General features: G+C 74.1%; 23 protein-coding genes. 13 read left to right on the top strand and 10 right to left on the bottom strand.

Going from position 1 to position 25809, the window contains the following annotated elements; genetic code table 11:
• Positions 1 to 76 precede the first annotated feature (76 nt).
• The gene (locus tag ACFEMC_RS13305; protein ID WP_380170078.1) at positions 77 to 418 is read left to right on the top strand and encodes an MTH1187 family thiamine-binding protein; all 342 of its coding nucleotides are present in this window, start codon (positions 77 to 79) and stop codon (positions 416 to 418) included.
• A gap of 54 nt (positions 419 to 472) precedes the next feature.
• On the opposite strand, the gene ACFEMC_RS13300 is transcribed toward ACFEMC_RS13305, so the two are convergent.
• Positions 473 to 934: a DoxX family protein gene (locus ACFEMC_RS13300; RefSeq protein WP_380170077.1), complete on the bottom strand. Its 462-nt coding sequence runs from the start codon at positions 932 to 934 to the stop codon at positions 473 to 475.
• Between the two features lie 307 nt (positions 935 to 1241).
• On the opposite strand from ACFEMC_RS13300, the gene ACFEMC_RS13295 reads away from it, so the two are divergent.
• The 3 genes from ACFEMC_RS13295 to ACFEMC_RS13285 are packed head-to-tail and all read left to right on the top strand — an operon-like array spanning position 1242 to position 3910.
• Positions 1242 to 1898 (top strand): hypothetical protein, encoded by a 657-nt coding sequence (locus ACFEMC_RS13295; RefSeq protein ID WP_380170076.1) that lies wholly within the window; start codon positions 1242 to 1244, stop codon positions 1896 to 1898.
• Complete coding sequence (locus tag ACFEMC_RS13290; RefSeq protein WP_380170075.1) at positions 1895 to 2908, top strand: hypothetical protein; 1014 nt, start codon at positions 1895 to 1897, stop codon at positions 2906 to 2908. The genes ACFEMC_RS13295 and ACFEMC_RS13290 overlap by 4 nt, the downstream gene beginning before the upstream one ends.
• A gap of 36 nt (positions 2909 to 2944) precedes the next feature.
• Entirely contained in the window at positions 2945 to 3910 is a 966-nt protein-coding gene (locus ACFEMC_RS13285) for a co-chaperone YbbN (RefSeq protein WP_380170074.1), read from the top strand.
• Here ACFEMC_RS13285 and ACFEMC_RS13280 read toward each other — a convergent pair.
• Entirely contained in the window at positions 3891 to 4475 is a 585-nt protein-coding gene (locus ACFEMC_RS13280) for a hypothetical protein (protein ID WP_380170073.1), read from the bottom strand. The genes ACFEMC_RS13285 and ACFEMC_RS13280 overlap by 20 nt on opposite strands.
• Position 4476: 1 nt before the next feature.
• Positions 4477 to 6111, bottom strand: a complete 1635-nt coding sequence (locus ACFEMC_RS13275) for an ABC-F family ATP-binding cassette domain-containing protein (protein WP_380170072.1) — start codon at positions 6109 to 6111, stop codon at positions 4477 to 4479.
• A gap of 188 nt (positions 6112 to 6299) precedes the next feature.
• On the opposite strand from ACFEMC_RS13275, the gene ACFEMC_RS13270 reads away from it, so the two are divergent.
• Together ACFEMC_RS13270 and ACFEMC_RS13265 are read left to right on the top strand one after the other, a co-directional pair.
• Positions 6300 to 7694 carry a serine hydrolase domain-containing protein gene (locus ACFEMC_RS13270; RefSeq protein ID WP_380170071.1) on the top strand — a complete coding sequence of 465 codons (1395 nt, stop codon included), beginning with the start codon at positions 6300 to 6302 and terminating at the stop codon, positions 7692 to 7694.
• Position 7695: 1 nt separating this feature from the next.
• A complete protein-coding gene (locus tag ACFEMC_RS13265; protein ID WP_380170070.1) occupies positions 7696 to 9126 on the top strand; it encodes an aromatic amino acid ammonia-lyase in 1431 nt (476 codons plus the stop codon).
• A 7-nt stretch (positions 9127 to 9133) separates the two neighbouring features.
• On the opposite strand, the gene ACFEMC_RS13260 is transcribed toward ACFEMC_RS13265, so the two are convergent.
• Together ACFEMC_RS13260 and ACFEMC_RS13255 are read right to left on the bottom strand one after the other, a co-directional pair.
• Positions 9134 to 10123: a LacI family DNA-binding transcriptional regulator gene (locus ACFEMC_RS13260; protein WP_380170069.1), complete on the bottom strand. Its 990-nt coding sequence runs from the start codon at positions 10121 to 10123 to the stop codon at positions 9134 to 9136.
• A gap of 48 nt (positions 10124 to 10171) precedes the next feature.
• Positions 10172 to 10843: a GNAT family N-acetyltransferase gene (locus ACFEMC_RS13255; RefSeq protein ID WP_380170068.1), complete on the bottom strand. Its 672-nt coding sequence runs from the start codon at positions 10841 to 10843 to the stop codon at positions 10172 to 10174.
• A gap of 117 nt (positions 10844 to 10960) precedes the next feature.
• Here ACFEMC_RS13255 and ACFEMC_RS13250 point away from each other — a divergent pair, with 117 nt between their 5' ends.
• The gene (locus ACFEMC_RS13250) at positions 10961 to 11866 is read left to right on the top strand and encodes an amidohydrolase family protein (RefSeq protein ID WP_380170067.1); all 906 of its coding nucleotides are present in this window, start codon (positions 10961 to 10963) and stop codon (positions 11864 to 11866) included.
• Positions 11863 to 12381, top strand: a complete 519-nt coding sequence (locus tag ACFEMC_RS13245) for a cysteine dioxygenase (protein WP_380170066.1) — start codon at positions 11863 to 11865, stop codon at positions 12379 to 12381. The genes ACFEMC_RS13250 and ACFEMC_RS13245 overlap by 4 nt, the downstream gene beginning before the upstream one ends.
• On the opposite strand, the gene ACFEMC_RS13240 is transcribed toward ACFEMC_RS13245, so the two are convergent.
• Complete coding sequence (locus tag ACFEMC_RS13240; RefSeq protein WP_380170065.1) at positions 12361 to 13866, bottom strand: aromatic amino acid lyase; 1506 nt, start codon at positions 13864 to 13866, stop codon at positions 12361 to 12363. The genes ACFEMC_RS13245 and ACFEMC_RS13240 overlap by 21 nt on opposite strands.
• A gap of 136 nt (positions 13867 to 14002) precedes the next feature.
• Here ACFEMC_RS13240 and ACFEMC_RS13235 point away from each other — a divergent pair, with 136 nt between their 5' ends.
• Genes ACFEMC_RS13235 through ACFEMC_RS13215 form a run of 5 tightly spaced genes read left to right on the top strand, consistent with a single transcriptional unit; the run spans position 14003 to position 18320 of the window.
• A complete protein-coding gene (locus ACFEMC_RS13235) occupies positions 14003 to 14971 on the top strand; it encodes an ABC transporter ATP-binding protein (protein ID WP_380170064.1) in 969 nt (322 codons plus the stop codon).
• The gene (locus ACFEMC_RS13230) at positions 14968 to 15624 is read left to right on the top strand and encodes an ABC transporter permease (RefSeq protein ID WP_367639540.1); all 657 of its coding nucleotides are present in this window, start codon (positions 14968 to 14970) and stop codon (positions 15622 to 15624) included. Before ACFEMC_RS13235 ends, ACFEMC_RS13230 begins: the two co-directional genes overlap by 4 nt.
• A gap of 1 nt (position 15625) precedes the next feature.
• On the top strand, positions 15626 to 16375 hold the full coding sequence (locus ACFEMC_RS13225) for an ABC transporter permease (RefSeq protein WP_380170063.1): 750 nt from the start codon (positions 15626 to 15628) through the stop codon (positions 16373 to 16375).
• Positions 16372 to 17310, top strand: a complete 939-nt coding sequence (locus ACFEMC_RS13220) for a glycine betaine ABC transporter substrate-binding protein (RefSeq protein WP_380170062.1) — start codon at positions 16372 to 16374, stop codon at positions 17308 to 17310. The genes ACFEMC_RS13225 and ACFEMC_RS13220 overlap by 4 nt, the downstream gene beginning before the upstream one ends.
• A gap of 44 nt (positions 17311 to 17354) precedes the next feature.
• The gene (locus ACFEMC_RS13215) at positions 17355 to 18320 is read left to right on the top strand and encodes an SDR family NAD(P)-dependent oxidoreductase (RefSeq protein ID WP_380176771.1); all 966 of its coding nucleotides are present in this window, start codon (positions 17355 to 17357) and stop codon (positions 18318 to 18320) included.
• Positions 18321 to 18362: 42 nt separating this feature from the next.
• Here the strand turns inward: ACFEMC_RS13215 and glgB are convergent, their stop codons facing one another.
• Genes glgB through ACFEMC_RS13195 form a run of 4 tightly spaced genes read right to left on the bottom strand, consistent with a single transcriptional unit; the run spans position 18363 to position 25721 of the window.
• Positions 18363 to 20549 (bottom strand): 1,4-alpha-glucan branching protein GlgB, encoded by a 2187-nt coding sequence (gene glgB, locus ACFEMC_RS13210; RefSeq protein WP_380170061.1) that lies wholly within the window; start codon positions 20547 to 20549, stop codon positions 18363 to 18365.
• Between the two features lie 37 nt (positions 20550 to 20586).
• Positions 20587 to 21990, bottom strand: a complete 1404-nt coding sequence (locus tag ACFEMC_RS13205) for an aminoglycoside phosphotransferase (protein WP_380170060.1) — start codon at positions 21988 to 21990, stop codon at positions 20587 to 20589.
• Positions 21990 to 23684, bottom strand: coding sequence for a maltose alpha-D-glucosyltransferase (treS, locus tag ACFEMC_RS13200; RefSeq protein WP_380170059.1), 1695 nt, complete (start codon positions 23682 to 23684; stop codon positions 21990 to 21992). The genes ACFEMC_RS13205 and treS overlap by 1 nt, the downstream gene beginning before the upstream one ends.
• A gap of 24 nt (positions 23685 to 23708) precedes the next feature.
• On the bottom strand, positions 23709 to 25721 hold the full coding sequence (locus tag ACFEMC_RS13195; RefSeq protein WP_380176769.1) for an alpha-1,4-glucan--maltose-1-phosphate maltosyltransferase: 2013 nt from the start codon (positions 25719 to 25721) through the stop codon (positions 23709 to 23711).
• Between the last annotated feature and the right edge of the window lie 88 nt (positions 25722 to 25809).

Genomic DNA, 25809 nt, shown 5'->3' with positions numbered 1-25809 from the left:
GACCTGCGCAGCGTAACCGCGCGAGGTGGGCGAACCGGGCGGGACACGGGCACGCCGGTCGCGTAGCGTCACGCCGGTGATCGTCGCCTTCTCCGTCGCCCCGTCCGGTGGTCCCGTCCCGGTGGGTGAGGAGGCCGACTCCGTGAGCGCCGCCGTCGCCGACGCCGTGCTCGTCGTCCGCAGCAGTGGGCTGCCGCACCGCACCGACTCGATGTTCACCACGGTCGAGGGGTCGTGGGACGAGTGCATGGACGTCGTCAAGCGCGCGACCGAGGCCGTGGGCCGGCACGGGACGCGGGTCTCCCTCGTGCTCAAGGCGGACATCCGTCCCGGCCGCACGGGCGAGATGGAGGGCAAGCTCGAACGTCTCGAGGCGGCCGTCGAACGGGCCCAGGGCGAGGCCGGTCGCGGCCAGTGACCGGGGAGGGACACCCGGGGACGCCGACCCCCGGACCGGGGGTCGGCCGTCCCGTCAGCGGCGGCGGCGCAGCAGCAGGCCGTCGGCGCTGAACCGACCCGGCCCGGTCAGGGCCACGGTCAGGCCCAGGAGCGCGTAGAGCAGCGCGTTCTCGCCGTTGATCTGGCCGTCCACGAGGAAGCCCTGGGGCGCGTGCGCCAGGACCCACGTCGCCGTCATCTGCACGAGCAGCAGCGTGCCGGCGATGCGGGTCGCCAGGCCGAGGATGAGCAGCGTGCCCAGGCCGAGCTCGCCGAGGATCATCAGCCAGCCGAGGAACGTGGGGGCTGGGACGCCGAGCGAGGCCGCGTAGCCCGTGGCCATCGCGGGGTCCTGCAGCTTCGGGACGCCGTGCACGAGGAGCAGCACGCCCGCGACGAGGCGGAGCGCGAGCAGCCCCGTCGAGGCGAGCGGCGTCGGGGTGTGCGCCAGCCGCGGTGCGTCGGTGCGGTCCTGGGTGGGGGTCGGAGTGCTCATTCGTCGTCCTCTGCGTCGGGAGGGAGCCGGGTGGCTCTTCGGGCGGGCAGGGGTGCCGTGCGGAAGGGGTCCCGCACGGCGTCGGACGGGCGCTGGGCACCCGTCCGACGACCGGGACACGAGGTTCCCGGACGTGGGGTTCACCGGATCGGACGTGGCGTGCACCACATCCGCCACCCCGCGTGTGTCCCGTCGTGACGCAGAGTGGGCACGCGGGTTGGACCACCACCCGGTGGGCCTAGGGTGGCCCGTCGAACCCCCCGCCCCAACCTGCCCACGACCCGCCCCCGGGAAGGAACCGCGCACGGTGAGACGACTCGTCGCCTGGCTCCTGCTCGTCGTCGGCCTCGTGTCCGGCCTCACGGGCGCAGCCCTCCTGACGGTGCTGGCCCCGCCCGCGACCATCGACGTCGTCGAGCGGTCGGACGACCCGGGCATCGCCGTCGTGACGAGCCCCGGCCTCGTCGACCTGTCCGGTCCGGACGCCCGCATCTCCGCGCAGGCCGCCGACGGTGCCGACGTCTTCGTCGCGGTCGCCCGCGCGGACGACGCGGAGGCTTGGCTGGCGCAGGCCCGGCACACGGACGTCGAGGCCGTCACGGGGGAGCTGTCCGACCCGCGGGCCCGCACGAGCACCACCGGCTCGGGAGCCGCCACCGATCCGCGCACGGCCGACGTCTGGCTCGCGAGCACCACCGGCCGGGGCTCGGCCACCCTCACCTGGCCGACCGGTTCGGACGCGGACTACCGCGACGGCGGCGGGATCGTGCTGTTCACGGCGACTGACGGCGTGGCCGCCGCGCCGGGGACCGTCCGGCTCAGCTGGCACGCCGAGGGCCGCGCCGCCAGTCACCCCGCCGGGATCCCCCTCGTCGTGTCGGGCGGGGTCCTGGCGCTGCTCGGCGCGCTCGGCGTCCTCCTCGCCCCCCGCCGGTCCCGGCCCGACGCCCGGAGGCGCGCGTGACCCACCGTCCCACCCGTCCCCTCGTGGCCCTCGCATCGCTGGCCACTGCCACCGTCCTCGCCGGCTGCGCCCAGCTGCCGACGTCGTCGGCCCCCGCCGACACCGGCCGCCAACCCCTCGTCGTCCAGCCCGCGCAGGCCGGTCGCGTCGTGGCGGCCGCCACCGCCGTGCTGGACGCCGGAGCCGATCCGGCGACGGCCGACCCTGCCGCCCTCGCCGCCCGGGTCAGCGGCCCCGAACTGGCCCTGCGCACCGCGGCGCACACCATCGCCGCGGCGGGGGCGACACCGGCCGACACCGGCGGCGCCGACGACGTGGAGGCGATCACCTCGATCCTGCCGCGGGAGGAGGACTTCCCGCGCTGGTTCGCGACCGTCACCGCACCGGGAGCCGACCAGGCGCCCTCCCTCGTGGTGCTCCGCACGTCCGACGCCAGGAGTCCGTACACGGTCTGGGCCACGCCGACCCTCCTGCCGGGCGCCTCGCTGCCCACCCTGGCGGCGCCCGCCGACGGTGTCGCCGTCGTCGCGCCCGACGAGGACACCAACCTGCTCGCCACCCCTGCCGACCTCGCCGCGCACTACGGCGACCTCCTGACCAACGGCACGACGAGCGCCTACGCGGGGGAGTTCGCCCCCGACGCCTACCGGTCGGGCGTGGAGTCGGCCACGGCCGCCGAGGTCGCCTCCCTGCAGGCGGCGGGCGGCACGTTCACCCAGGAGCGATCGGTCCTGCCGGACGGGGTCCTCGCCGTCCGCACGCGGGACGGGGGCGCGCTCGTCGTCGCCGCCTACTCGTGGTCGACGACGTCGGCCGGCCCCGCCGGCGGGCGCGCCGGGAAGCTGGAGCCCGCGCTGGCCGCGCTCGCCGGGACGGACGAGGCGCTGCGGGCGACGGTCACGCGCCAGGAGGTGGTCGTGTTCTCGGTGCCGCCGGGGGCCGGCGGCGGCCAGGTCCAGGCGCAGGTCGTGGCCGCCGAGAGCGGTCCCGTCCAGGTGACCACCGGCTGAGACCCGGCCGCGGAGCCTCGTGAGAAGGTGTGGCGCATGACGACCCAGCCGACGCCCCCGAGCGCCAAGCTCAACCTGCGCGGAGCGGTGGACCTCGGTGCCCTCGCGGCCCGCAACACCCGTCGTGAGGAGGTCGCCCGTCGCGCGGCGGCCGACCCCGACGCGGTGGCCCAGGGGTCCCCCTTCGTCGTCGACGTCACCGAGGAGACCTTCGCCGAGCTCGTGCAGAGCTCCGTCCAGGTCCCCCTGGTCCTGGACCTGTGGGCCGAGGGCTACGACACCGGCGCCGACGCGTTGCAGGCCCTCGCCGACGAGTACGCGGGTGCCTTCCTGCTCGGCCGCATCGACGCCCAGGCCGAGCCGGGTCTGGCCCAGTCGCTCGTGCAGTCGTTGCAGGCCAGGGCGATCCCGCTCGTCGCGGCCATCGTCAAGGGCCAGCCCATCCCGCTGTTCACCGGGTCCTACCCCACGGCCGAGGAGATCCGCCCGGTCCTGGAGGAGGTCCTGCGGGTGGCCGAGGCCAACGGCGTCACCGGCCGGGTCGAGGGCACCGCCACGACGGCCGAGACCGAGCCCGCCGCGCCGCCGGTCCCGCCGCTGCACGCCGAGGCCCTCGCCGCCGTCGAGGCCGGCGACTTCGACGCCGCGACCGCCGCGTACACCAAGGCCCTGGCCCAGGACCCCCGCGACGCCGAGGCGACCGAGGGCCTGGCCCGGGTCGGTGTCCTGCGCCGCGTCGCCGGTGTGGACTTGGCCCAGGCGCGGGCCGCCGCGGCCGACGCCCCCGACGACGTGCAGGCCCAGATCGTCGTGGCCGACCTCGACCTCGTCGGGGGCCACGTCGAGGACGCGTTCGCCCGCCTGCTCGGCATCGTGCAGCGCACCGTGGGGGAGGACCGCGACGCGGCCCGCACCCACCTCGTCGACCTCTTCGCCGTCGTCGGGGCGGCCGACCCGCGCGTCGTGAAGGCCCGGCAGGCGCTCACCCGCGCCCTCTTCTGAGGCACCGCAGGGCCCAGGCCTCCACGGCGTCCGCGACGGCGTCTGGGCTCCGGTCCGTCGTGTCGAGCACCGCGGCCCGCCACGGCTGCCCCACGAGGCGCTCGGCCGCCAGGCCGTCCCAGCCGTCGGCGGTGAGGACCTCCGAGCGGTGGGCGGCGTCGCGGACGTGCCCCCGGAACCACGTCGCGAACGCCACGTGGTGCTCCAGCGCCCCGTCGACCGGACCCCGGCTGGTCAGCCGTGCCGTCTGCGTCGACTCGTCGGCGTCGAGCAGCAGGACGTCGAAGACCCCGAGCGCCGGCCCCGACGGTGCGCCGACGACCTCACCGGGGGCCAGCGGGTCCCCGGCGAAGAGCAGGTGCCGGCCGGACCGCTCCAGGGTCAGCGCGTGCCGGACGACCTCCTCCGCGCTGCGCTGACGCCACGCGGTGTCCGGCGCCTGCGGGATCGGGACGAGGTCGGAGAACTCCACGCACTCCACCCCCTCGTCGGCCAGTCGCGGGGCGACCGCGCGCCGCACCGTGGACTTGCCCTGGCCGCTGGCCCCGGTCACGAGGAGGAGCACGTCAGCTCACCCCCGTCAGGTCCAGCACGTCGCCGCGGAAGGACCGGCGGAACCAGCGGTCGTGGCTGACGACGACGACCGCCCCGGCGAACGCGTCGATCGCGGCCTCCAGCTCCTCCACCAGCTGCGGCGCGAGGTGGTTCGTCGGCTCGTCGAGGAGCAGGACGTCGTGCCGGTCGGCGAGCAGGCGCGCCAGGTCGAGCCGTCGCCGTCCGCCCGTGGACAGCGAGCGCACGGGGACGCCGAGGCGCTCGCGGTCGAACAGGCCCATCCCGAGCAACCGGTGGGCGTGCTCGTCGGCGCTGCCGGGGCGGCCGGCGGCGAAGGCGGCCAGGACGGTCCGGTCCAGCCCGTCGGTGGCCGGATCCTGCCGCAGCAGACCGGTGCGTCCGCGCCGTCGCAGGGTGCCGGTGTCCGGGGCGAGCGTTCCCGTCAGCACGTCGAACAAGGTCGACTTCCCACTGCCGTTCGGGCCGGTGACCAGCAGCCGGTCCCCGGGTCCGACGTGGACGTCGACCGGCGCCAGCCGGCCGGCCACCGACACGCCCTCGGCGTGGACGGACCCGCGACGGCCGGAGGCCCCGGCCGGGGGGACGAAGCGCAACGGGTCCGGCGGCCGCGGGACCTCCGCCTCCCGCAGCCGGCGCAGCTTCTCGGCGTTGGCCCGCACCCGCGCCGCGAGGGACTCCTGCACCCGCCCGCCCTTGTAGCCGTACTGCATCTTGTCGTTGTCCGGCCGCTCGCGGGCGTGGTTCACGGCGCGGGCCGTGGCGTCGCCGGTGGTGGCCAGCCGGTCGACCGCCGACTCCCACTCCGCGCGGGCCTGCTCCCACCGCGCGCGTTCGCTCGCCTTGGCCTGCAGGTAGTCCGCGTACCCACCGGGGTAGCGGGCGACGCCGCGCTCGCGGTCCGGGTCGACCTCCACGAGTTCGCCGGCGACCGCGTCGAGGAACTCCCGGTCGTGGGAGACGACCACCGTCGTGCCGGGGCGGGTGACGAGGTGCTGCTCCAGCCACCGCGCAGCCTGGGCGTCGAGGTGGTTGGTCGGTTCGTCCAGGAGCAGCACCTCCGGCCCTGCGGCCAGCAGCGCCGCGAGGTGCAGGCGCGAGCGCTGGCCACCGGACAGGGTCGCCACGGGGCGTTCCCGGTCGAGCCGGGGCAGGCCCAGACCCGCGAGCGACTGCTCGAGCCGGGTGTCCGCGTCGTAGCCGTGCCGCAGCTCGAACCGCGTCTGCAGGTCGCCGTACTCCGCCAGGACGGGGTCCAGGTCCGTTCCCGACGCCATCGCGTCCTCGAGTTCCCGCATCCGCCGGCGCAGGGCGGTCAGCTCGGCGGAGGCCGCCTCGAGCACCGCGCCCACGGTGGTGTCCGAGGGGGCTCCCGCGTCCTGCGGCAGGTAGCCCGCTCCGCCCGCCGCCGTCGCCACGACGCGGCCGGCCTCGGGCGCCTCGACGCCGGCGAGCAGCCGCAGCAGCGTCGACTTGCCGCAACCGTTCTCGCCGATGACGCCGCTCACCCGTCCGGGGGCGAAGGCGAGGGAGACGTCCTGCAGGACGGGGACGTGGCTGTAGCCCTTCGTCACCCCGGTCAGGGACAGGCTGGTGGTGGTGCTGGTGGTGGTTCCGGTGGCGGGCATGCGGTCTCCTCGTGACGTGTACCGAGAGGGCCCGCGCGAGGTGTGGGTCGGCGGGTCCGGGGGATCGGGGCACGTCAGATGAGCACCGCAGCGGCTCCTCGGGTGGGGACCAGGACCCGACGATGGTGCGCCGGGGCACCGGGACCCCGCAACCGCATTTCGGCAGGGCCCGGCCTAGAGTCGACCGCGTGAGCACCGAAGCCACCCACGTGTCCTCGCGGTCCCTCCCGCGCAGCACCCCGTCGGCCCAGGGGGTGGACGCGCGCGGCCTCACCGCGTTCGTCGACGCCCTCGAGAGCACAGCCGGGGTCGAACCGCACAGCCTGCAGGTCCTGCGGCACGGTCACGTCGTGGCCGAGGGCTGGTGGACGCCGTTCCACCCGGACCGCCCGCACCTGCTCTACTCGCTGTCCAAGAGCTTCACGTCCACGGCCCTCGGGTTCGCCGTGGCCGAGGGGCTCGTCGACCTCGACGCCACCGTGCTGTCGTACTTCCCCGAGTTCGACGCCGACGTCACCGACGAGCGGTCGCGGCGCATCCTCGTCCGGCACGTCGCGAACATGGCCAGCGGTCACCGCGAGGAGACGATCGAGCAGGCCTCCGCCGACCCGACCGGCGACATCGTGCGGGGTTTCCTGCGGATCCCGCCGGACGCCGAACCGGGCACCCTGTTCTGCTACAACCAGCCCTGCACGTTCTCGGTCTCCGCGATCGTCCAGCGCACCTCCGGCCAGGGTCTGCTGGAGTACCTGCGCCCCAGGCTGTTGGACCCGCTCGGGGTGGACGTCGAGAACCTCGGCTGGCTGTCCGACGGCCAGGGCCGCGAACTGGGTTTCTCCGGTTTCCACGCGCCCACCGAACTCATCGCCACGCTCGGGCAGCTGTACCTGCAGCGCGGGGTGTGGGAGGGGCGGCGGTTGCTGCCGGAGAGCTGGGTCGAGGAGGCCACCACCTCGCACGTCGACAACGCCTCGTTCAACGCGAACCCGGACTGGCAGCAGGGCTACGGCTACCAGTTCTGGATCGCCCGCCACGGGTACCGCGGCGACGGCGCCTACGGCCAGTTCTGCGTCGTGCTGCCCGAGCAGGACGTCGTCGTGGCCATCACGTCGCAGAGCCCCGACATGCAGGCCGTGCTCGACGCGGCGTGGGAGCACCTGCTGCCCGCGGTGTCCGACCCGGAACTGCCCGCGGACGCCGCCGCGCACGACGAGGCGCTGGCCCGCCGGACGTCCTCGCTCGCGCTGGCGCCCTTGGAGGGTTCCGACGTGGTCGAGGGCGAGTTCAGCGCCGCCCCCGGTAGCGAGCCCCCGACCCTGACCGCCGTCTCCGTCCGTGGCGGGGAACTCGTCCTCACCGACTGCGGTGCGGAACTGCGCGCGGCCGTCGGACGTGGCCGTTGGGCGGACACCGGTCCGCTGTCGGTCTCCGGGGCGGGGGACCGCGTCGACGTCCGGTTCGCCGAGACCCCGCACCTGCTGCACCTGACGTTCTCGGACGGCACGTTCACGGGACGGTGGGAGACGTCGCCGCTGCACGGGCCCGCGCTGTCGGTCCTGCGCAAGCCCCAGCGGTCCTCCTGAGGTGGTCCTCCACCGGGGCTCCGACCTCGACGCCGACGCCGTGCGGCGCGTGGCCGCCGGCGCCCCGGTGGAGTTGTCCACCGAACTCCTCGCCGCCCTGGGCCGCCGCCGGGAGGAACTCCTGCGGGCCCTGGAGACGTCGGGTCCGGTGTACGGCGTCACGACGGGCATGGGCGCCCTGGCCGGGGTGACGCTCGACGCCGCCGCTCGCGCCCGTCACCAGGAGAACCTCGTCGTGGGCCGCGCCGTCGGGTCGGCGCCGTGGCTGACGCCGGCGCAGGCCCGGGCGGTGCTGGCCGTGCGGCTGCGGACGTTCCTGCACCCCGAGGCCGCCGTGTCGCCGGGGCTGTGCGTGCGGCTGACCGAGCTCCTCGACCGCGATGTCCTGCCCTGCATCCCGTTGCGCGGCAACGGGGCTGCGGGGGAGATCATCCCCCTGGCGCACGCCGGCGCCGTGGTCCTCGGCGCGGGCCGGACGCTCGACGGGCGGGACGCCGGCCCGTTCGGCTTCGGGGCCAAGGAGGGCGTCGCCTTCCTCGAGGGGGTGCCGGTCGCGACGGCGCTCGCCCTGCTCCACACCGCGGCGACGGACCTGTTGCTGGACCAGTGCGTGCGCGTCCTGGCCGCGACCGCGGAGGTGCTGCGCGCCAGCCTCGACCCGGTCCGTCCCGGGCTCGCCCGCGCCGACCACGTGCTGGACGACGTGCACACGCGGCTGCGGTCCCTGCGTCCCGCACCGACCGCGGCCGGGCTGCAGGCGCCGCTGTCCGTGCGGGTGGCGCCCGCGGCGCTGGCGGTGGCGCGGCGGCGCACCCGGGACCTGGCCGACGCGGCCGACCGCGCCCTCGACGGCGTCACCGACTCACCGGTCTTCCTCGACGACGGGTCCTTCGCGGGCACGGCGGGTTTCGCCGGGACGGAACTGGCGGCGTCCTCGGGCGCGCTCGGTGCCGCGCTGCTGCACGTCGCGGAGACGTCGGCGGCGCGGACGCACCGGACGCTGGACCCGCGGCTGACCGGCCTGACCCCGCAGTTGTCGCCGGAACCGGGCGTGCAGGCCGGCCTCGTCGCTCTCCACAAGCGGGCGGTGGGCGTGGTGCACCGGCTGCGGCGGTTCGCCGTCCCCGCGCTCGGGGGTGCGGTCGAGACGTCGCTCGGGCAGGAGGACGTGCAGAGCTTCGGGCTGGAGGCGGCCGAGTGCCTGGGCGAACTGCTCGACGGGCTGCGCGAGGTGCTGGCCGTCGAACTCCTCGCCGTGCACCGGGCGCGACTGCTGCGCGGGGGGTTGGCCGGGGTGTCGGAGGAGGTGACGACGGCTCTGGACTCGCTGGCCGCCGCCCTGGGCGACTCCGTCGACCCCGTCGTGACCGACCGGCCCTACGGCCAGGACGTCGACCGGGTGGTGGACCTGCTCCGCGACGGGCGGTTCTGAGGACCCTTCAGCGGGTGGACCCCCGGACGACGAGGTGCGGGCGGAACGTCACGGGATCCGGCGCCTGGCCGTGCTCCTGCAGGGCGAGGAGCTGCTCGACGGCCGCCGCCACGATGGCGTCCTCGTCCCACGAGACGGTCGTGAGGGCGGGGGCCACGAGGGCGGCGAGCTGGTGGTCGTCGAACCCCACGACCGAGACGTCGTCGGGCACCCGCAGTCGCAGGTCCGCGGCGGCGCGGTAGACGCCGAACGCGAGTGAGTCCGACAGGCAGAACACCGCCGAGGGCCGGTCCGCGGCGGCGAGGACCCCGGCGGCGGCAGCGGTCGCCCCCTCGGGGTTTGCGGGGGCGGGGACCACCACGAGGTCGACGCCCAGCGGCGCGGCCAGGTCCACCGCGAGGAGCTCCGACGGCCTGCCGGGGGTCGTCGGCAAGGACGGCGTCAGCAGGGCGACCCGGCGGTGCCCGAGGTCGTGCAGGTGCTCCAGGACGGCCGCGACGCCGAACCGGTTGTCGAACAGCACCGCCCCGCTGCCCGGGCGGGCGGTGAGCGCGTCCCCGATGGAGACGACGGCCGTCGAGGCGTCCAGCAGGCGCCAGTGCTCGCCGGAGGGGTCGACGGGCGAGGCCAGCACGCCGTCGACGCGTTGCGCCGCGAACCGTTCCAGCACACGGCGTTCGGTGGCGGGGTCGGCGTCGGCGTCGGCGATGGAGGCGTCCCGGTCGACCGTGCGCAGGGCGCGCGTGAGCTGGACGGACAGGTCCTGCTGCCACAGGTCCCGCAGCGATCCGCTGATCCCGATCGTCCCCGTCCGTCCGCTCGCGAGCGCCCGGGCGATGGGGTCGACGCGGTACCCGAGCTCGTCGGCCAGGGCCTGGACGCGTTCGATGGTCGCGGCCGACCCGCGCGTCCCGCGCAGCGCGTACGACGTCGCCGCCAGCGAGAGCCCCGCCGCGTCCGCGACGTCCTGCAGGGTCCTGCGCGCGTCCCTCGGCACGGCTGCACAGTAACCGGGCGGGTGGGCGCACACCCGGGGGCGCGGTGGTCAGGGGACCAGCAGGCTGAGCTGCGACCCCAGGACGGTGTACCCGAGGGCGCGGGCGACCCGCAGGGAGGCTTCGGGTCGCGCGCGCCACTGGCACAGCAGTCCGTGGGAGTGCGCGTGCGCGGTGGCCGCGCCACCGACCGCCCGCGCCAGTCCGTGCCCGCGGAACGCGGGGTGGGTGAGGACCGACAGGTGCGCCACCGCCGGACCGCCCGCCACGCTCCAGCGCTGGTAGCCGGCGGCGGCGGCGGGGACACCGTCGCGCAGGACGACGAACGTGGGGGACGTGGTGTCCGCCAGCCCGCTCTCGTCGACGTCGGCGGGGGAGCACGCCTGGAGCAGGGCGTCGACCGGTCGGTCGGTGCGGACCCGCTCGGCCGGCGTCGTCGACGGGGGTCCGTCGAGGTAGGCGAGGTGCGCCGGACCGAGGACCTCGGTCGCGATGCTGCTCGGGTCCCCGGCCGGAGCGTCCGTCAGGGCCAGCGCGCGGCGGGCATCGGGCGCGGTGGCCAGGTGCCGGTCGCCGACGCTCACGACGCCGCACCACCCCGGAGGGCAGATCCCCGCCGTGGCGGTGACGAGGGGACGCAGGGCAGGGCCGTCGTGGAAGGCGGCGCCCGGGCCGGCGAGTCCGGCCCAGAGCGCCAGCACCGGGTCGACGGGTGGCTGCACGAGACCAGCATCGCGTGCGCGGGTGTCCCCGTGGGCCTCCGTGACCTGCTTGACGACTTCCGAGTGAAGCGCTTCACTAGAGAGTGAAGCGCTTCACTAGCGACGGAGGGGAGTGGCGTGCGCACCGACTGCCACCAACACCTCTGGCCCGCCCCCTTCGTCGACGCCCTCCGCGCCCGCAGCGCACCCCCGTTCCTCGACGGCTGGACGCTGCACCTGGCCGGTGAGGCGCCGTACCCCGTCGACCCCGCCGCCCACGACGTCACCCGCCGCGCCGCCTTCGAACGGGCCCAGGGCACGGCCCGGGCGCTCGTCTCGCTGTCCTCACCCCTCGGCGTCGAGCACCTGCCCGGCGAGGAGGCTGGACCGCTGCTGGACGCGTGGCACGACGGGGCGTGCGCCCTGCCCGACCCCTTCGGCGTCTGGGCGGCGGCCGGGGTCCACGACGTCGACCCCGCCGGCCTGGCCGGGCTCCTCCGGCGCGACCGCGTGGTCGGCCTGCAGCTGCCCGCCACGGCGCTCGCGGACCCGGCCGCGCTGCAGCGCGTGGGCCCGCTGCTCGAGGCGTGCGAGCGCGCGGGGAAGCCGCTGCTCGTCCACCCCGGCCCGGCGGGCGCGCCCGTGGACGCCCCCGGCTGGTGGCCGGCCGTCGTCCCGTACGTCCAGCAGCTCCACGCGGCGTGGTGCACGTGGCACGCGGCCGGCCGGGCGAGCCACCCGACCCTGCGTCTCGCGTTCGTGGCGCTCGCGGGCCTGGCACCCCTGCACCACGAGCGGCTCACCGCCCGCGGCGGGGCGCTCGGCGCGCTCGACCCGCTCGTGCACTACGAGACCAGCTCCTACGGCGCGCGGGCGGTCGATGCGCTCGTCCGCGTCGTGGGCGTCGACCCGGTCGTGCTCGGCAGCGACCGGCCCTACGCCGACCCGTTCGCCCCCGCCGACCTGCCCGGGTTCGGCGCCGCCTTCGCCCACGCCCTCACCGTCACCAACCCCGCCCACCTGCTCGAAGGGAGCCGACCGTGACCACCACGACCACCAGCACCGACCCCGGGCTGCCGCCCGCCCCCGGCCGGGTCCTGGGCCCGGCGGAGCTGAAGGCCTGGGTCGAGGAGGCCGCCCGCCGCCCGCAGGCGTGGGCGCACCTGGTCCGGCACGACACGGGCGGACGGCACTTCGCCTCCCTGCACCGCGACGGCGACCTCGACGTCTGGCTGCTGTGCTGGAACACCGTCGACGACACGGGGTGGCACGACCACGACACCTCCTCCGGTGCCGTCGCCGTGACGCGCGGCGCCGTGCTCGAGGCCACACCGCGGATGGGCGGGGAACCCGTCGTGCGCACGGTCCCGGCCGGCCGCTCCTTCGGCTTCGGTCCCGACCACATCCACCGCATGAGCGGCGCCGTCGACGGGTCGGTCTCGATCCACGCCTACTCCCCGCCGCTGTGGCGGATGGGCCAGTACTCGATCTCGCCCGCCGGCGTCCTGCGCCGGACGTCGGTCAGCTACGCCGACGAGCTACGGCCCCTCGAGCCGTAGCAGCAGCGCCAGGTCGGGCACCCGCGCGACGACGGCCTCGACGTCCGGGCCGATGGGCGCGTCGCGCGCGTCCCGCTCCAGCACCTCGTCGAAGACGCCGAACAACGCGGCGGCTCCGGGGGAGAGGCGGTCCGGGGCCGCCCGCAGGGCCCGGACCGCGGCCAGCGCCTCGACCGCCAGCACGAGCGGGGCCAGGTCGGCGGTCTGCCGCAACGCCCGCGCCCCCTGCGTCGCGAAGCTCGCGTGCTCCTCCAGCCCCAGCGAGATCGACACCGTCCCCGCGGTCATGGGCGCCGTCGCCGGCCGCAGCTCCGCGAGGGCGTCCTGCACGACGTACTCGCCGATCATCAGGCCCGAGCTCCCGCGCGGCCCCGCGGCCAGGAAGGCGCGCAGCCCCGTGTGCTCCGGCCGCAGCAGCAGCGCCAGCCGCGCCGCCGACAGCGTCAGGACGCCGTAGGTGGTGGCGCGCAACGTGTCCAGGGCCGTCGCGAGGGACGCCGCGTGGAACTGGCCGTGGTGGAAGACCCCCTCGCGCGAGACGAGCGGGTTCTCCCCGGGCGTCGAGGCCTCCAGTCGCAGCACGTCCGCCAGCAGGTCCGCGGCCGCGAACGCGGGGGAGAGCACCTGCGGTGCCGTCCGCAGCGCGAACGGGTCCTGCAGCCGGGTCGGCTCCGGCCCGCCGTCCACCAGGGCGTGCAGGGCGGCGGCCACCTCCGGCTGCCGGGCGTGCGGCCGCGCCGCGTGGACCGCCGGCGACCAGGCCTGGGGGTTGCCGCGCAGGGCGAGGAACGACAGGGCCGAGATGCCCAGCCCCGCGACCAGCAGCTGCCGCAACCGGACGAGGGCGAGCGAGGCCGTCGCCAGGGTGAGCGCGTGCGAGGAGATGAGGGGCAGCGCGTCCGCCGCCCCCAGCGCCACCGGCGGCACCGACCCCGTGCGCCACGGGCGTTCCCCGACGAGCGTCAGCCCCAGCTCGGCGAGCGGGGCCAGGTCGGACGTCCCGATCCCGCCGAACCGGTGCAGCGTCGGCAGGGCGCCGGTCTCGACGGCGTCGGACAGGGCGCTCAGCACGGCCGGGCTCACCCCTGCTCCCGCTCCCACGCGGGCCCCGGCGAGCAGCTGGTTCAGGCGCAGGACGAGCGCGGCCCGCGTCGTCGGCTCGTCCTCGACGGGTCCGAGCGACGCCGCGTGCGAGCGCAGCAGCCGCAGCCCGTGCGCGCGCGGGTGCTCGCCCTGCTCCTCGTCGACGTCGACGTCCTTGTTGGCGCCCACCCCCGTCGTCGCTCCGTAGACCGTGCCCTCGTTGCGCGCCGTCTCCATCGCCGCGTGCAGGGCGCCGAGCGAGGCCAGCACCGCGCGGTCCACGACCGGCCGCGCGCGACCGTGGGCGATCGCGTCGAGGTCCTCCAGCGGGAGTTCCCGGCCGTCCAGCCGCACCACCCGCTCGACCCCCGCGGTCGCGCCCGGGTCGTGCTGCTGATCCACTAGGTCCTCCACCACGCCCGCTGGTCGGTCTGAGGCGAGGTCACGATCGGGTGACGGCCGTTCGAGCCTCGTTGACCGGTCCTCGTCCTGTGCCCAGCATGTACCAGCCCCCCGGTCCAACATCGGAGCCGCCCCAGTGATCACGTTCGAGGCCGTCCGCAAGCAGTTCCCCGACGGGACCGTCGCGGTCGACGACCTCGACCTCGAGCTCCCGACCGGCCGGATCACGGTCTTCGTCGGACCCTCCGGGTGCGGCAAGACGACCTCCCTGCGCATGATCAACCGGATGGTCGAGCCCACCGGCGGCGCCGTTCGCATCGACGGCGAGGACGTGCGGAGCAGGCCTCCAGCCGAGCTGCGGCGCGGCATCGGCTACGTCATCCAGCACGCAGGCCTCTTCCCGCACAAGACGGTGCTCGACAACGTCCTGACGGTGCCCAAGCTCGTGGGCCGCGGGCGCGAACGCTCCCGCGCCCTCGAACTGCTCGAGCGCGTCGGGCTGCCGACGGCCTTCGCGGACCGCTACCCGGCGCAGCTGTCCGGCGGGCAGCAGCAGCGCGTCGGCGTCGCGCGGGCGCTCGCCGCCGACCCGCCCGTCATGCTCATGGACGAGCCGTTCAGCGCCGTCGACCCGATCGTGCGCCACCAGTTGCAGGAGGAGTTCCTGCGGCTGCAGGACGACCTCGGCAAGACGATCGCCCTCGTGACGCACGACATCGACGAGGCCGTCGTCCTCGGGGACCGGATCGCGGTGTTCCGCGAGGGCGGGCACCTCGCCCAGGTCGGGTCGCCGGAGGAACTGCTGACCCGGCCGGCCGACGACTTCGTCCGGAACTTCGTCGGCCGCGACCGCGGGTACCGGGGCCTCGGCTTCCGGACCGCCGACGGCCTCGTGCTGCGCCCTCTCGACGGTGTCCGCCTCGACGAGGCCGGCCGGCCGCTCGACGTCGACGGGACGTTCCGCGCCGGGGACTCCCTGCGCGTGGTCCTCGACCTGGCCCTCACCTCGCGCACGGGAACCGCCGTGCAGGTCGACGGGGACGGCCGTGCCACCGGACTCGTGCACCACCACGACGTCGCGGACCTGCTGGCGGAGCGCCGGTGAACGACGTCTGGACGTACCTGTCGCAGAACCAGTCGACAGTGCTGGACGCGTTGCAGCAGCACGTCGTCCTCGCGGTGCTCCCGCTGCTCATCGGCGTGGTCGTCGCTCTGCCCGTGGGGTACCTCGGGGTCCGGTACGGCTGGCTGTACCACCCGATCCTCAACGTCTCCGGGTTGATCTACTCGATCCCCTCCCTCGCGGTGTTCGTCGCCCTGCCGTACGTGCTCGGGACGAAGATCCTCTCGCCCGTGAACATCGTGGTGGCCCTCGCGCTCTACACGGTGGCGCTCATGGCGCGCACGGTCGCCGACGGGTTGCGGTCGGTGGACCCGACGCTCACCGAGGCGGCGACCGCCATGGGCTACAAGCGGACCCGTCGCCTGCTGGAGGTCGAACTCCCGCTGGCGGCGCCCGTCATCCTCGCCGGGGTCCGGGTGGCCGCCGTCTCGAACATCTCCCTCGTCAGCGTCGGTGCGCTGCTGGGCGTCGGGGGTCTCGGGGCGTTGTTCACCCGCGGTTTCCAGCTGTTCTACACCGCGCCCATCATCGTCGGTATCGTCCTGTCGATCGCCCTCGCGGCCGTCGCGGACCTGCTCATCGTCCTGTTCCAGCGGGCCGTCACCCCGTGGACCCGCGCCGTGAAGGGGGCCTGACGTGGACGGAACGCCGTACCTGCTGGACGGGGCCAACTGGGCCTGGTCCTCGTCGGGCAGCATCCCGCACCTGCTGCTGTCCCACCTGGGGTACACGGGCCTGTCCGTGCTCGTCGGGTTCGTCATCGCCTTCCCGATCGGCCTGCTCATCGGGCACACCGGGAAGGGGTCGTTCCTCGCCATCAACGCCGGGAACGCGGGCCGGTCGCTGCCGACGCTGGGCCTGCTGAGCCTGCTCGTCGTCTACATGAGCAGCCAGGGGTTCCTGCCGGTGCTCATCGCCCTCGTCGTGCTCGTGATCCCCCCGATCCTCACCTCGACGTACGCGGGGCTGCGGTCGGTGGACCCGAACGCGGTCGACGCGGCCCGGGGGATGGGCATGAGTTCCTCGCAGGTCCTGTTCCGCGTCGAACTGCCCATGGCGCTGCCCGTCGTCTTCGGCGGCGTGCGCGCCGCCGTCCTCCAGGTCGTCGCCACGGCGACCGTCGCCGCGTACGTCGGGCTGTCCGGCCTCGGCCGTCTGCTCGTGGACGGCCTGGCGCTCAACGACTACGGCCGCATGGTCGCCGGCGCCGTCGTCGTGGCCGTCCTCGCCGTCGTCCTGGACCTCCTGCTCGGCCTGGTCCAGCGCTACGTCGTCTCGCCCGGCATCACGGGTCGCGGACTGTCCCGAGCACGGGGCACCCGATCCGTGGCAGAGTCCGGGGCGGTCCCGGAACCAGAACTCGTCACGTCGAAAGGCACGTCATGAACCGCAGGAACCTGCTCGGCCTCGCCCTCGTGGGCTCCCTCACGGCGACGCTGGCCGCGTGCGGCGGCGGTGACGACCCGCTGGCCACGGACAACACCCCCGCCGCCGGCGGCTCCGCCGACGCCGCGACGATCATCGTCGGCTCGGCCAACTTCCCCGAGAGCGAACTGCTCGCCGAGATGTACAGCCAGGTCCTCGAGGCCAAGGGCGTCACGGTGCAGCGCAAGTTCAACATCGGGGCCCGCGAGCTCTACCTCAAGGCGCTCGACGACGGCTCGATCGACCTGCTGCCCGAGTACAACGGCGCGCTGCTCGCGTACTACCTCAAGGGCGACGCGCCGCAGGGGGTCTCCAGCCCGGAGACGGTGCTGGACGCGCTGAAGAAGGAGATCCCCTCCGGTCTGGAGGTCCTCGACCAGTCCGCGGCGGAGGACAAGGACTCCCTCTCGGTGACCTCGGAGACGAAGTCGAAGTACAACCTGACCTCGATCGCCGACCTGGCGCCCGTGGCCAAGGACCTCACCATCGGGGCCGGACCGGAGTTCCAGGAGCGCTACCAGGGCCTGAAGGGCCTCAAGGAGCTCTACGATGTCGAGTTCGGCACGTTCAAGCCCCTCGACGTCGGAGGCCCGCTGACCGTCGCAGGTCTGAAGGACGGCTCGATCCAGGTCGGGAACATCTTCACCACCGACTCCTCCATCGAGACGAACGGGTTCGTCGTCCTGCAGGACCCGAAGAACCTCTTCCTGGCCCAGAACATCCTGCCGCTCATCCGGTCCTCGAAGAACAACAGCACCGTCACCGAGGCGCTCAACGCCTTCTCGGCCAAGCTCACGACCGAGAACCTCACCCAGTACCTCGCGCAGGTGCAGGTGGACAAGAAGACCTCGGCCGCGGTGGCCAAGGACTTCCTCTCGGCCAACGGGCTCGTCTGACCGCGGCGGGGTGCGGGCGTACCGTCGCTCAGGTGACTGAGCACATCCGCACCCCGCAGGCCCCCGTCGGGTCCGGCTTCGGCCACGACTCGACGGCGGCCGAGGTCCTGCAAGGCCTCGACCTCTCCGGCCGCACCGTCGTCCTGACGGGCGGCTACTCCGGCATCGGCCTGGAGGCGACGCGCGCGCTCGCCGCCGCCGGGGCCCACGTCGTCGTCCCGGCCCGGCGGCCGGAGCACGCCGCCGCCGAGCTGGTGGACGTCCCCGGCGTCGAGGTCGCGGCCCTGGACCTGGCCGACCAGGCGAGCATCACCCGCTTCGCCCATGACTTCCTCGACTCCGGACGCCCGGTGCACGCGCTCATCGGCAACGCCGGGGTCATGGCGTGCCCCGAGACGCGGATCGGGGACGGCTGGGAGGCCCAGTTCGGCACGAACCACCTCGGCCACTACGCTCTCGTCAACCGGCTCTGGCCGGCCATCGCCGCCGGCCGCGGGCGCGTCGTCGCGCTCTCGAGTTCGGCCCACCACCGCTCGCCCGTCCGCTTCGAGGACCCCATGTTCACGCGGGGCGACTACGACAAGTGGGAGGCGTACGGACAGGCCAAGACGGCCAACGCCCTCTTCGCCGTGCACCTCGACACCCTCGCCGCGCCGCACGGCAGCCGTGCCTTCTCCGTCCACCCCGGCGGCATCCTCACCCCGCTGCAGCGGCACCTGCCGCGCGAGGAGATGGTCGCCCTCGGCTGGATCGACGACCAGGGGAACCTGCTCATGGACGGGTTCAAGACCCCGCAGGCCGGAGCTGCGACGGAGGTGTGGGCTGCGACGAACCCGGTGCTTGAGGGCAGGGGCGGGGTGTTCTGCGAGGACTGCGAGGTCGCACTCCCCGTCGACGCCGAGCGCCCGCGGTTCACGACGGGCGTGGCCCCGCACGCCACCGATCCCGAGGCCGCCGCGCGGCTGTGGACGCTGTCCGCGGAGCTGACGGGGGTCGACGCCTTCGCGTGACCCCCGTCGGCTCCGCCGAGTCAGACGGGTGGGCCGGGTCGGTCAGGCCGGGACGAGCCAGGTGACGCCCAGCGGGGGCACACGCAGCTGCGCGGAGAACCGCTGGCCGTTCCACTCCGTGTCCTGCGCCTGCAGCGTGCCGGTGTTCACGACGCCCGAGCCGGCGAACTCCTCGGCGTCGGTGTTGAGCACCTCGCGCCAGGCGCCCGGCTGGGGGAGGCCGACGCGGAAGTCCTCGTAGGCGCTGCCGGAGAAGTTGCACACGGCCACGAGGGGCTTCCGGTCGGTCGACCAGCGGACGAACGACAGCAGGTTCCGCTGGCTGTCACCGCCGTCGATCCAGCCGAACCCCTCGGACGTGAAGTCGTCCGACCACAGCTCGGGGTGCTCCTTGTAGACCGCGTTCAGCTTCGACACCAGTCTGTGCAGCCCCGCGTGCCACGGGGTGTCCAGCAGCCACCAGTCCAGCGACCGGGCCTCGGACCACTCCGACTCCTGGCCCAGCTCGGCGCCCATGAACAGCAGCTGCTTGCCCGGGTGGGACCACATGTAGGCGAGGTACGCGCGGACGTTGGCGAGCTGCTGCCAGCGGTCTCCGGGCATCTTGCGCAGCAGCGAACCCTTGCCGTGCACGACCTCGTCGTGCGAGATCGGCAGGCAGAAGTTCTCGGTGAACGCGTAGACGAGGCTGAACGTCAGCTCGCCGTGGTGGTACTGCCGGTTCACCGGGTCCTCGCTGACGTACTGCAGCGAGTCGTGCATCCAGCCCATGTTCCACTTCAGGCCGAACCCCAGGCCGCCGCCGCTCGTGGGGGCGGTGACGCCGGGGAACGCCGTCGACTCCTCGGCGATCATCATGATGCCCGGCGTCCGCTTGTACGCCGTGGCGTTCGCCTCCTGCAGGAAGCTGACCGCCTCGAGGTTCTCGCGCCCGCCGTACTGGTTCGGCTCCCACTCGCCCTCGTTGCGGGAGTAGTCGAGGTAGAGCATCGAGGCGACCGCGTCGACGCGCAGGCCGTCGGCGTGGAACTCCTCGAGCCAGTAGAGCCCCGACGCGACGAGGAAGTTGCGCACCTCGCTGCGGCCGAAGTTGGGGATGTAGGTGCCCCAGTCCATGTGCTCGCCGCGGCGGGGGTCCGGGTGCTCGTACAGCGCCGTGCCGTCGAAGCGGGCGAGGGCGAACTCGTCCTTCGGGAAGTGCCCGGGGACCCAGTCGATGATGACGCCGATGCCCGCCTGGTGGAGCGCGTCGATGAGGTGCCGCAGCTCGTCGGGCGTGCCGAACCGGGAGGTCGGCGCGAAGTACCCCGTCACCTGGTAGCCCCAGGAGCCACCGAACGGGTGCTCCATGACGGGCAGGAACTCGACGTGGGTGAAGCCCGCGGCGCTGACGTACTCGACGAGCTCGGTCGCCAGCTCGGTGTACGACAACCCCTGCCGCCACGAGCCCAGGTGCACCTCGTAGATCGAGACCGGGCCGTCCTGGGCGTTCTTCGCCGCCCGCTGGCTGAGCCAGGCGTCGTCGCCCCACGTGTAGGAGGACTCCGTCACCACGGACGCCGTCGCCGGCGGGACCTCGCTGTAGCGGGCCATCGGGTCGGCCTTCTGCCGCCAGTGCCCGTCCTGCCCCTGGATCTCGTACTTGTACCGCGCCCCGGCGGCCACACCCGGCAGGAACAGCTCCCACACGCCGGAGGACCCGAGCGAGCGCATCCCCTCGGTGCGCCCGTTCCAGTGGTTGTGGTCGCCGACGACGCGGACGGCGCGGGCGTTGGGAGCCCAGACGGCGAAGGACGTGCCCTCGACCGGGCCGAGCGGGCCGTTCCACCGCTGCACGTGGCTGCCGAGGACGTTCCAGAGCTCCTCGTGGCGGCCCTCGCCGATGAGGTGCAGGTCGACCTCGCCGACGGTCGGCAGGAAGCGGTAGGGGTCGTCGACGAGCTGCGGTTCGCCGTCGTCGTAGACGACCTCGACGCGGTAGTCGCCGACCGCGCTGTCGGGGCGGACGCCGACCCAGACGCCGTCGTGCTCGTGCACGAGACCCGTGCGGTTGCCGTCCTCGCCGACCACCGTGACGGAGGAGGCGAAGGGCTTCAGGACGCGGAAGGTGACCCCGCCGTCGTGGGCGTGCGCGCCGAGCACCGAGTGCGGCGACCAGTGCGCCCCGGCGGCGGCGCGCGCGAGGTCGTCGGCGTCGATCGGTCGGGGGGTGGGGGCTTCACCGGTCATGCGTTGCAGTCTCCCGTGATCATCGTGGGGCCGCCTCTCAGGACGGGTCTGGGCTGACGGGGCGCAGGAGCCGGTGCACGGCGTCCAGCGGGATGCGCAGCCAGTCGGGCCGGTTGCGCGCTTCGTAGACGACCTCGTAGAGCGCCTTGTCGAGTTCCAGGGCGGCGAGCAGGCCGGCCTGCCCGCCCGTGCGCGGGTCGGTGCCGACGACCGCGGTGTAGCCGTCGAGAAAGGCGGCGCGGCAGTCGGGACCCCAGCTGCCCGGGTCGGCGACGGTCGAGGCCGCGTAGTCGAAGGAGCGGAGCATCCCCGCCACGTCGCGCAGGGCGAGGTCGGGGAGGCTGCGCTCGGCCAGCGGCCGCAACGGCTCGCCCTCGAAGTCCAGGAGCACCCAGCCCCGCGTCTGCGAGTGCAGCACCTGACCCAGGTGGTAGTCGCCGTGCACCCGCTGCAGCGGTGGGGCGTCCTGCACGTGCCGGACCGCCTCGACCCTCTCGCGGGCAGCGGCGGCGACCTCGTGCAGCTGCGGGACGGCCGCGCAGGCCCAGGCGACCCGCTCCAGGAGGCCGTCGGCCACGGCGCCGAGACGTTCGGGGGTGGCGGGTTCGGTCGCCAGCTCGGTGGCCAGGACCGCGTGCACCTCGGCCGTCGCACGGCCGAGCTCCCGGGCCTGCTCCGTGAAGTCCGCGCCGTCGCCGACCGCGGCCGTCGCCACGCGCCAGGCGTCCTGGGAGCCGGCCAGGAACTCCGTGACGTGCGCGAGGTGCCCGGCCGCGGCCGACCCGTCCGGGGCGGTCCACCGGCCGTCGACCCAGCCCGCCGGGCGGGGGACGCGGGCGCACCCGGCGTCGGCCAAGGCGGTCTGCACGACGACGTCGGGGTTGTCGCCCGCGGACAGGACGCGGAAGACCTTGGCGATGAGCGGGGTCTCACCCGCGTCGGCCGACACGACGATGGAGGTGTTGGACTGCTCGCCGGTCAGGACCTTGGTGCGGGCACCGGCCGGCACGGGCAGACCGCCCTCGGCGCTGTGCCCGTTGACGCCGAACGTCCGCGACCCGGCCCCCTCCTCGCTGGCGACGAGCGTCAGCAGCGCCCGCGTCCACGTCGGGTCGTGGGGGCCGTCGTAGATCCACGCCGGGGCACCGTCGACGTCGGGGAGTTCCCCGACGAGGGCCGCCACGAGGTCGGGGTCGGGGGAGGGGCGGACCGAGATCGGCACCGAGTAGACCGTGCGCGGGGCGTCGTCCCCGTCACCGGCGCGGACGGTCAGCGCGACCAGTTGCGCGACGCCCCCCTCGTCGAGCGGGGTGCGTTCGACGCGTTCGACGTGCACGGCGACGCCCTTGTGCGCGAACCAGCGCTGAGCGGGTGCCCAGGTGCGCAGGAGCTCGCCGATCACCTCGTCGGAGGCGGCGGAGGTCTTCACGGGGACGCCCATCAGGATCCCTCCACGGTGAGCCAGTAGAAGCCGCGGGACCCGCAGGTCACCTCGAACCGGCCGTCGCCGTCCACCGTCCCGAACGGGGCGCCGCCGAACACGTCGTGCAGTCGCGCGCCGGCGTACCCGGGCAGGCGGAGGGACGCGGCCTGGGGGTGGTCGGAGAGGTTGTTCACGCAGAGCACCGTCTCACCCCCGGCCTCCTCGGACCTCTCGAGGACCCGCAGGAACGCCAGCACGGCGTCGTTGCTGCAGTGCGCCTCCTCGTCGCGGGAGGTCAGCTGCAGGTAGGCCCCGCGCCCGAAGGCGGGGTGCCGGCGCCGGACCGCCAGGACGCTGCGGACCCAGTGCAGCAGTGAGGAACCCGTGGCGAGCTGAGCCTCCACGTTCACCGACTGGTAGTGGTAGACGAGCGACTGGACCGTCGGCAGGTACAGCTTGCCGGGGTCGGCGGCGGAGAACCCCGCGTTGCGGTCCGGCGTCCACTGCATCGGGGTCCGCACCGCGTCGCGGTCGTCGAGCCAGATGTTGTCGCCCATCCCGATCTCGTCGCCGTAGTACAGGCACGGGCTGCCGGGCAGAGACAGGACGAGGGCGTGGATGAGCTGCAGCTCCGGCCGGGAGTTGTCCAGCAGCGGAGCGAGCCGGCGCCGGATCCCGACGTTGGCGCGCATCCGCGGGTCCGGGGCGTACCAGCCGTACATCGACGCGCGTTCCTCGGTGGTGACCATCTCGAGGGTCAGCTCGTCGTGGTTGCGCAGGAACGTGCCCCACTGCCCGCTGGAGGTGGGGATGCGCGGAGTGGCCGAGAGGATGTCGGTGATGGGGGTGGCCCGCCCCTCCCGCAGCGCGTAGTACAGGCGCGGCATGACCGGGAAGTGGAAGCACATGTGGCACTCCGGCTCCTCCTCGGTGCCGAAGTACTCCACGACGTCGAACGGCCACTGGTTGGCCTCGGCCAGCAGGACCCGGCCCGGGTACTCCTCGTCGACCATGCGCCGCAGCCGGTGCAGGTAGGCGTGCGTCGCCGGCAGGTTCTCCCCGTTCGTGCCCTCCTCCACGTACAGGTAGGGCACCGCGTCGAGGCGGAACCCGTCGATGCCCATGTCCATCCAGAACCGGACGGTGTCGAACATCGCCTCCTCGACGTCGGGGTTGTCGAAGTTCAGGTCCGGCTGGTGGGAGAAGAAGCGGTGCCAGAAGTACTGCCGGCGCACCGGGTCGAACGTCCAGTTCGACGTCTCGGTGTCGACGAAGATGATCCGGGCGTCGGGGTACTCCTCGCCGGTGTCGCTCCAGACGTAGAAGTCGCCGTAGGGCCCCTCGGGGTCGGACCGGCTGGCCTGGAACCACGGGTGCTGGTCGCTGGTGTGGTTCATCACGAGGTCGACGACGACGCGGATGCCGCGGTCGTGGGCCTGCGCGACGAGGTGCTGGAAGTCGGCGAGGGTGCCGAACTCGGGCAGCACGGCGTTGTAGTCGGAGATGTCGTACCCGCCGTCGCGCAGCGGCGAGGCGTAGAACGGCGGCAGCCAGAGGCAGTCGACGCCCAGCCACTGCAGGTAGTCCAGCTTCGCCGTGAGCCCGGTGAAGTCACCGGTGCCCGACCCGTTGGAGTCCGCGAACGCGCGGACCAGCACCTCGTAGAAGACCGCCGTCTTGTACCACTCGGGGTCCTCGCGCAGGCCGGTCACCGGTGAGCCACCCTCGCCCTGCCGTCAGCCCGTGACGTGGAACACGTGAGCGGGTTCGACGTACGGGTCGAGCCGCACGTAGTCGTGCTCACCCCACTCGAACTCCGCACCGGTGATCTCGTCGCGCACCGTGAACCGGTCCCACCACTGCCGTCCGAGCGCACCCATGTCGAGGTGCACGGTCGTCTCCCGGGCCGCGTGCGGATCGAGGTTCACGACGACGAGGACGAGGTCCTCGGTGCCGTCGGGCTCGACGCGGCGGCGCGAGAAGCACAGGACGTTCTCGTCGTCGGTGGCGTGGAAGACGGTGCCGCGCAGCTGCTGCAGCGCCGGGTGGTGGTTGCGGAGCCAGTTCAGCTTGGCCAGGTAGGGGGCCAGCGACCAGCCTTCGCGCTCGGCCTTGGCGAAGTCGCGCGGGCGGTACTGGTACTTCTCGTTGTCCAGCTGCTCCTCGGCGCCCGGCCGGGCGGCGTGCTCGATGAGCTCGTACCCGGTGTAGATGCCCCACGACGGCGACAGCAGCGCGGCGAGGACGGCCCGCAGCTTGAACACCGGCGGCCCGCCGTACTGCATGGTGGGCGTGAGGATGTCGTGCGTCGTGGGCCAGAAGTTCGGGACCATGTAGTGCGCCGACTCGGTGGTCAGCTGCTCCAGGTACTCCCGCAGCTCCCACGCCTGGTTGCGCCAGGCGAAGTAGGAGTAGGACTGCTGGAACCCGACCTTGGCCAGCGTGTGCATCATCGCCGGCTTCGTGAACGCCTCGGCCAGCCACACCACCTCGGGGTGCTCGGCGTTGACCTCCGCGATGAGCCACTCCCAGAACTCCACCGGCTTGGTGTGCGGGTTGTCGACGCGGAACAGCGTCACGCCGTGCTCGACCCACAGCAGGACCATGCGCTTGACCTCGGCGTAGATGCCGGCCGGGTCGTTGTCGAAGTTCAGCGGGTAGATGTCCTGGTACTTCTTCGGCGGGTTCTCCGCGAAGGCGATGGACCCGTCCGCGCGGGTGGTGAACCACTCGGGGTGCTCGGTGACCCACGGGTGGTCCGGCGCGCACTGCAGCGCGATGTCCATCGCGACCTCGAGGCCGAGCTCCTTGGCCCGACCCACGAAGAAGTCGAAGTCCTCGAACGTCCCGAGGTCGGGGTGCAGGGCGTCGTGGCCGCCCTCGGCGGCCCCGATCGCGTACGGCGACCCCGGGTCCAGCGGGCCGGCGGTCAGGGTGTTGTTCGGGCCCTTGCGGTTGATGCGGCCGATGGGGTGGATCGGCGTGAGGTAGGCGATGTCGAAGCCCATCTCCTTGATCGCCGGCAGTCGCTCGGCGGCCGTCCGGAAGGTCCCGGAGGTCCAGCGACCGGACTCCTCGTCGAAGGTCGCCCCCTCGGAACGGGGGAAGAACTCGTACCAGGCGCTGAAGGCGGCGAGCTTGCGCTCCACCCGCACGGGGTACGTCGCGGACGGGCTGAGCAGCTCGCGGACCGGCAGGCGGTCGAGGACCGCCCGGACCTCCTCGGTGCGTCCGGCGTCCAGGCGCTCGTGGTCGCCGCGAGCGGTGTCGCGCAGCCCGGTGGCGGCGTCCTGCAGGACGGCGGCGTCGGCGGCGGGCCGACCCTCCTGCGCGGCGGCCCGTTCGAGCAGCCGCGCGCCCTCCTCGAGCATCAGGGCCACGTCGACCCCGGCCTCGACCTTGATCGTCGCGTCGTGGTCCCAGGTGCCGTACGGGTCCGACCAGCCCTCGACGCGCAGGCCCCACAGGCCCTCGGTGTCGGGGGACAGGGTGGCGACGTAGGCGTCCTTGCCCGGGTTGACGCACGTCATGCGCACCGACGGCCCGTCGGTCCCGTCGGGCCGGACGAGGACGGCCGTGGCCGCGACCGCGTCGTGGCCCTCGCGGAAGACGGTGGCGCTCACGGGGATCAACTCACCCGGCACGGCCTGCGAGGGCCAGCGTCCACCGTCCACGACGGGCTGCACGTCGAGCACGGGGATGCGGCCCACGGGGGGCTTCCCGGGCCCCGTGAGCGGGCCCGTCCGCACCGTCAGCCGGTCCTGCGCTCGGTCGTGCACTCGGTCCTGGTCACGGTCCTGGTCGATCGTCACGGGGCGAACCTACCGAGACGGGGGG

It is taken from the genome of Kineococcus sp. DHX-1 (assembly GCF_042473625.1).
Lineage (GTDB): Bacteria > Actinomycetota > Actinomycetes > Actinomycetales > Kineococcaceae > Kineococcus.
Note: the sequence above shows the minus strand (reverse complement) of the source record. Positions and strands in the feature narration are given on the sequence as shown.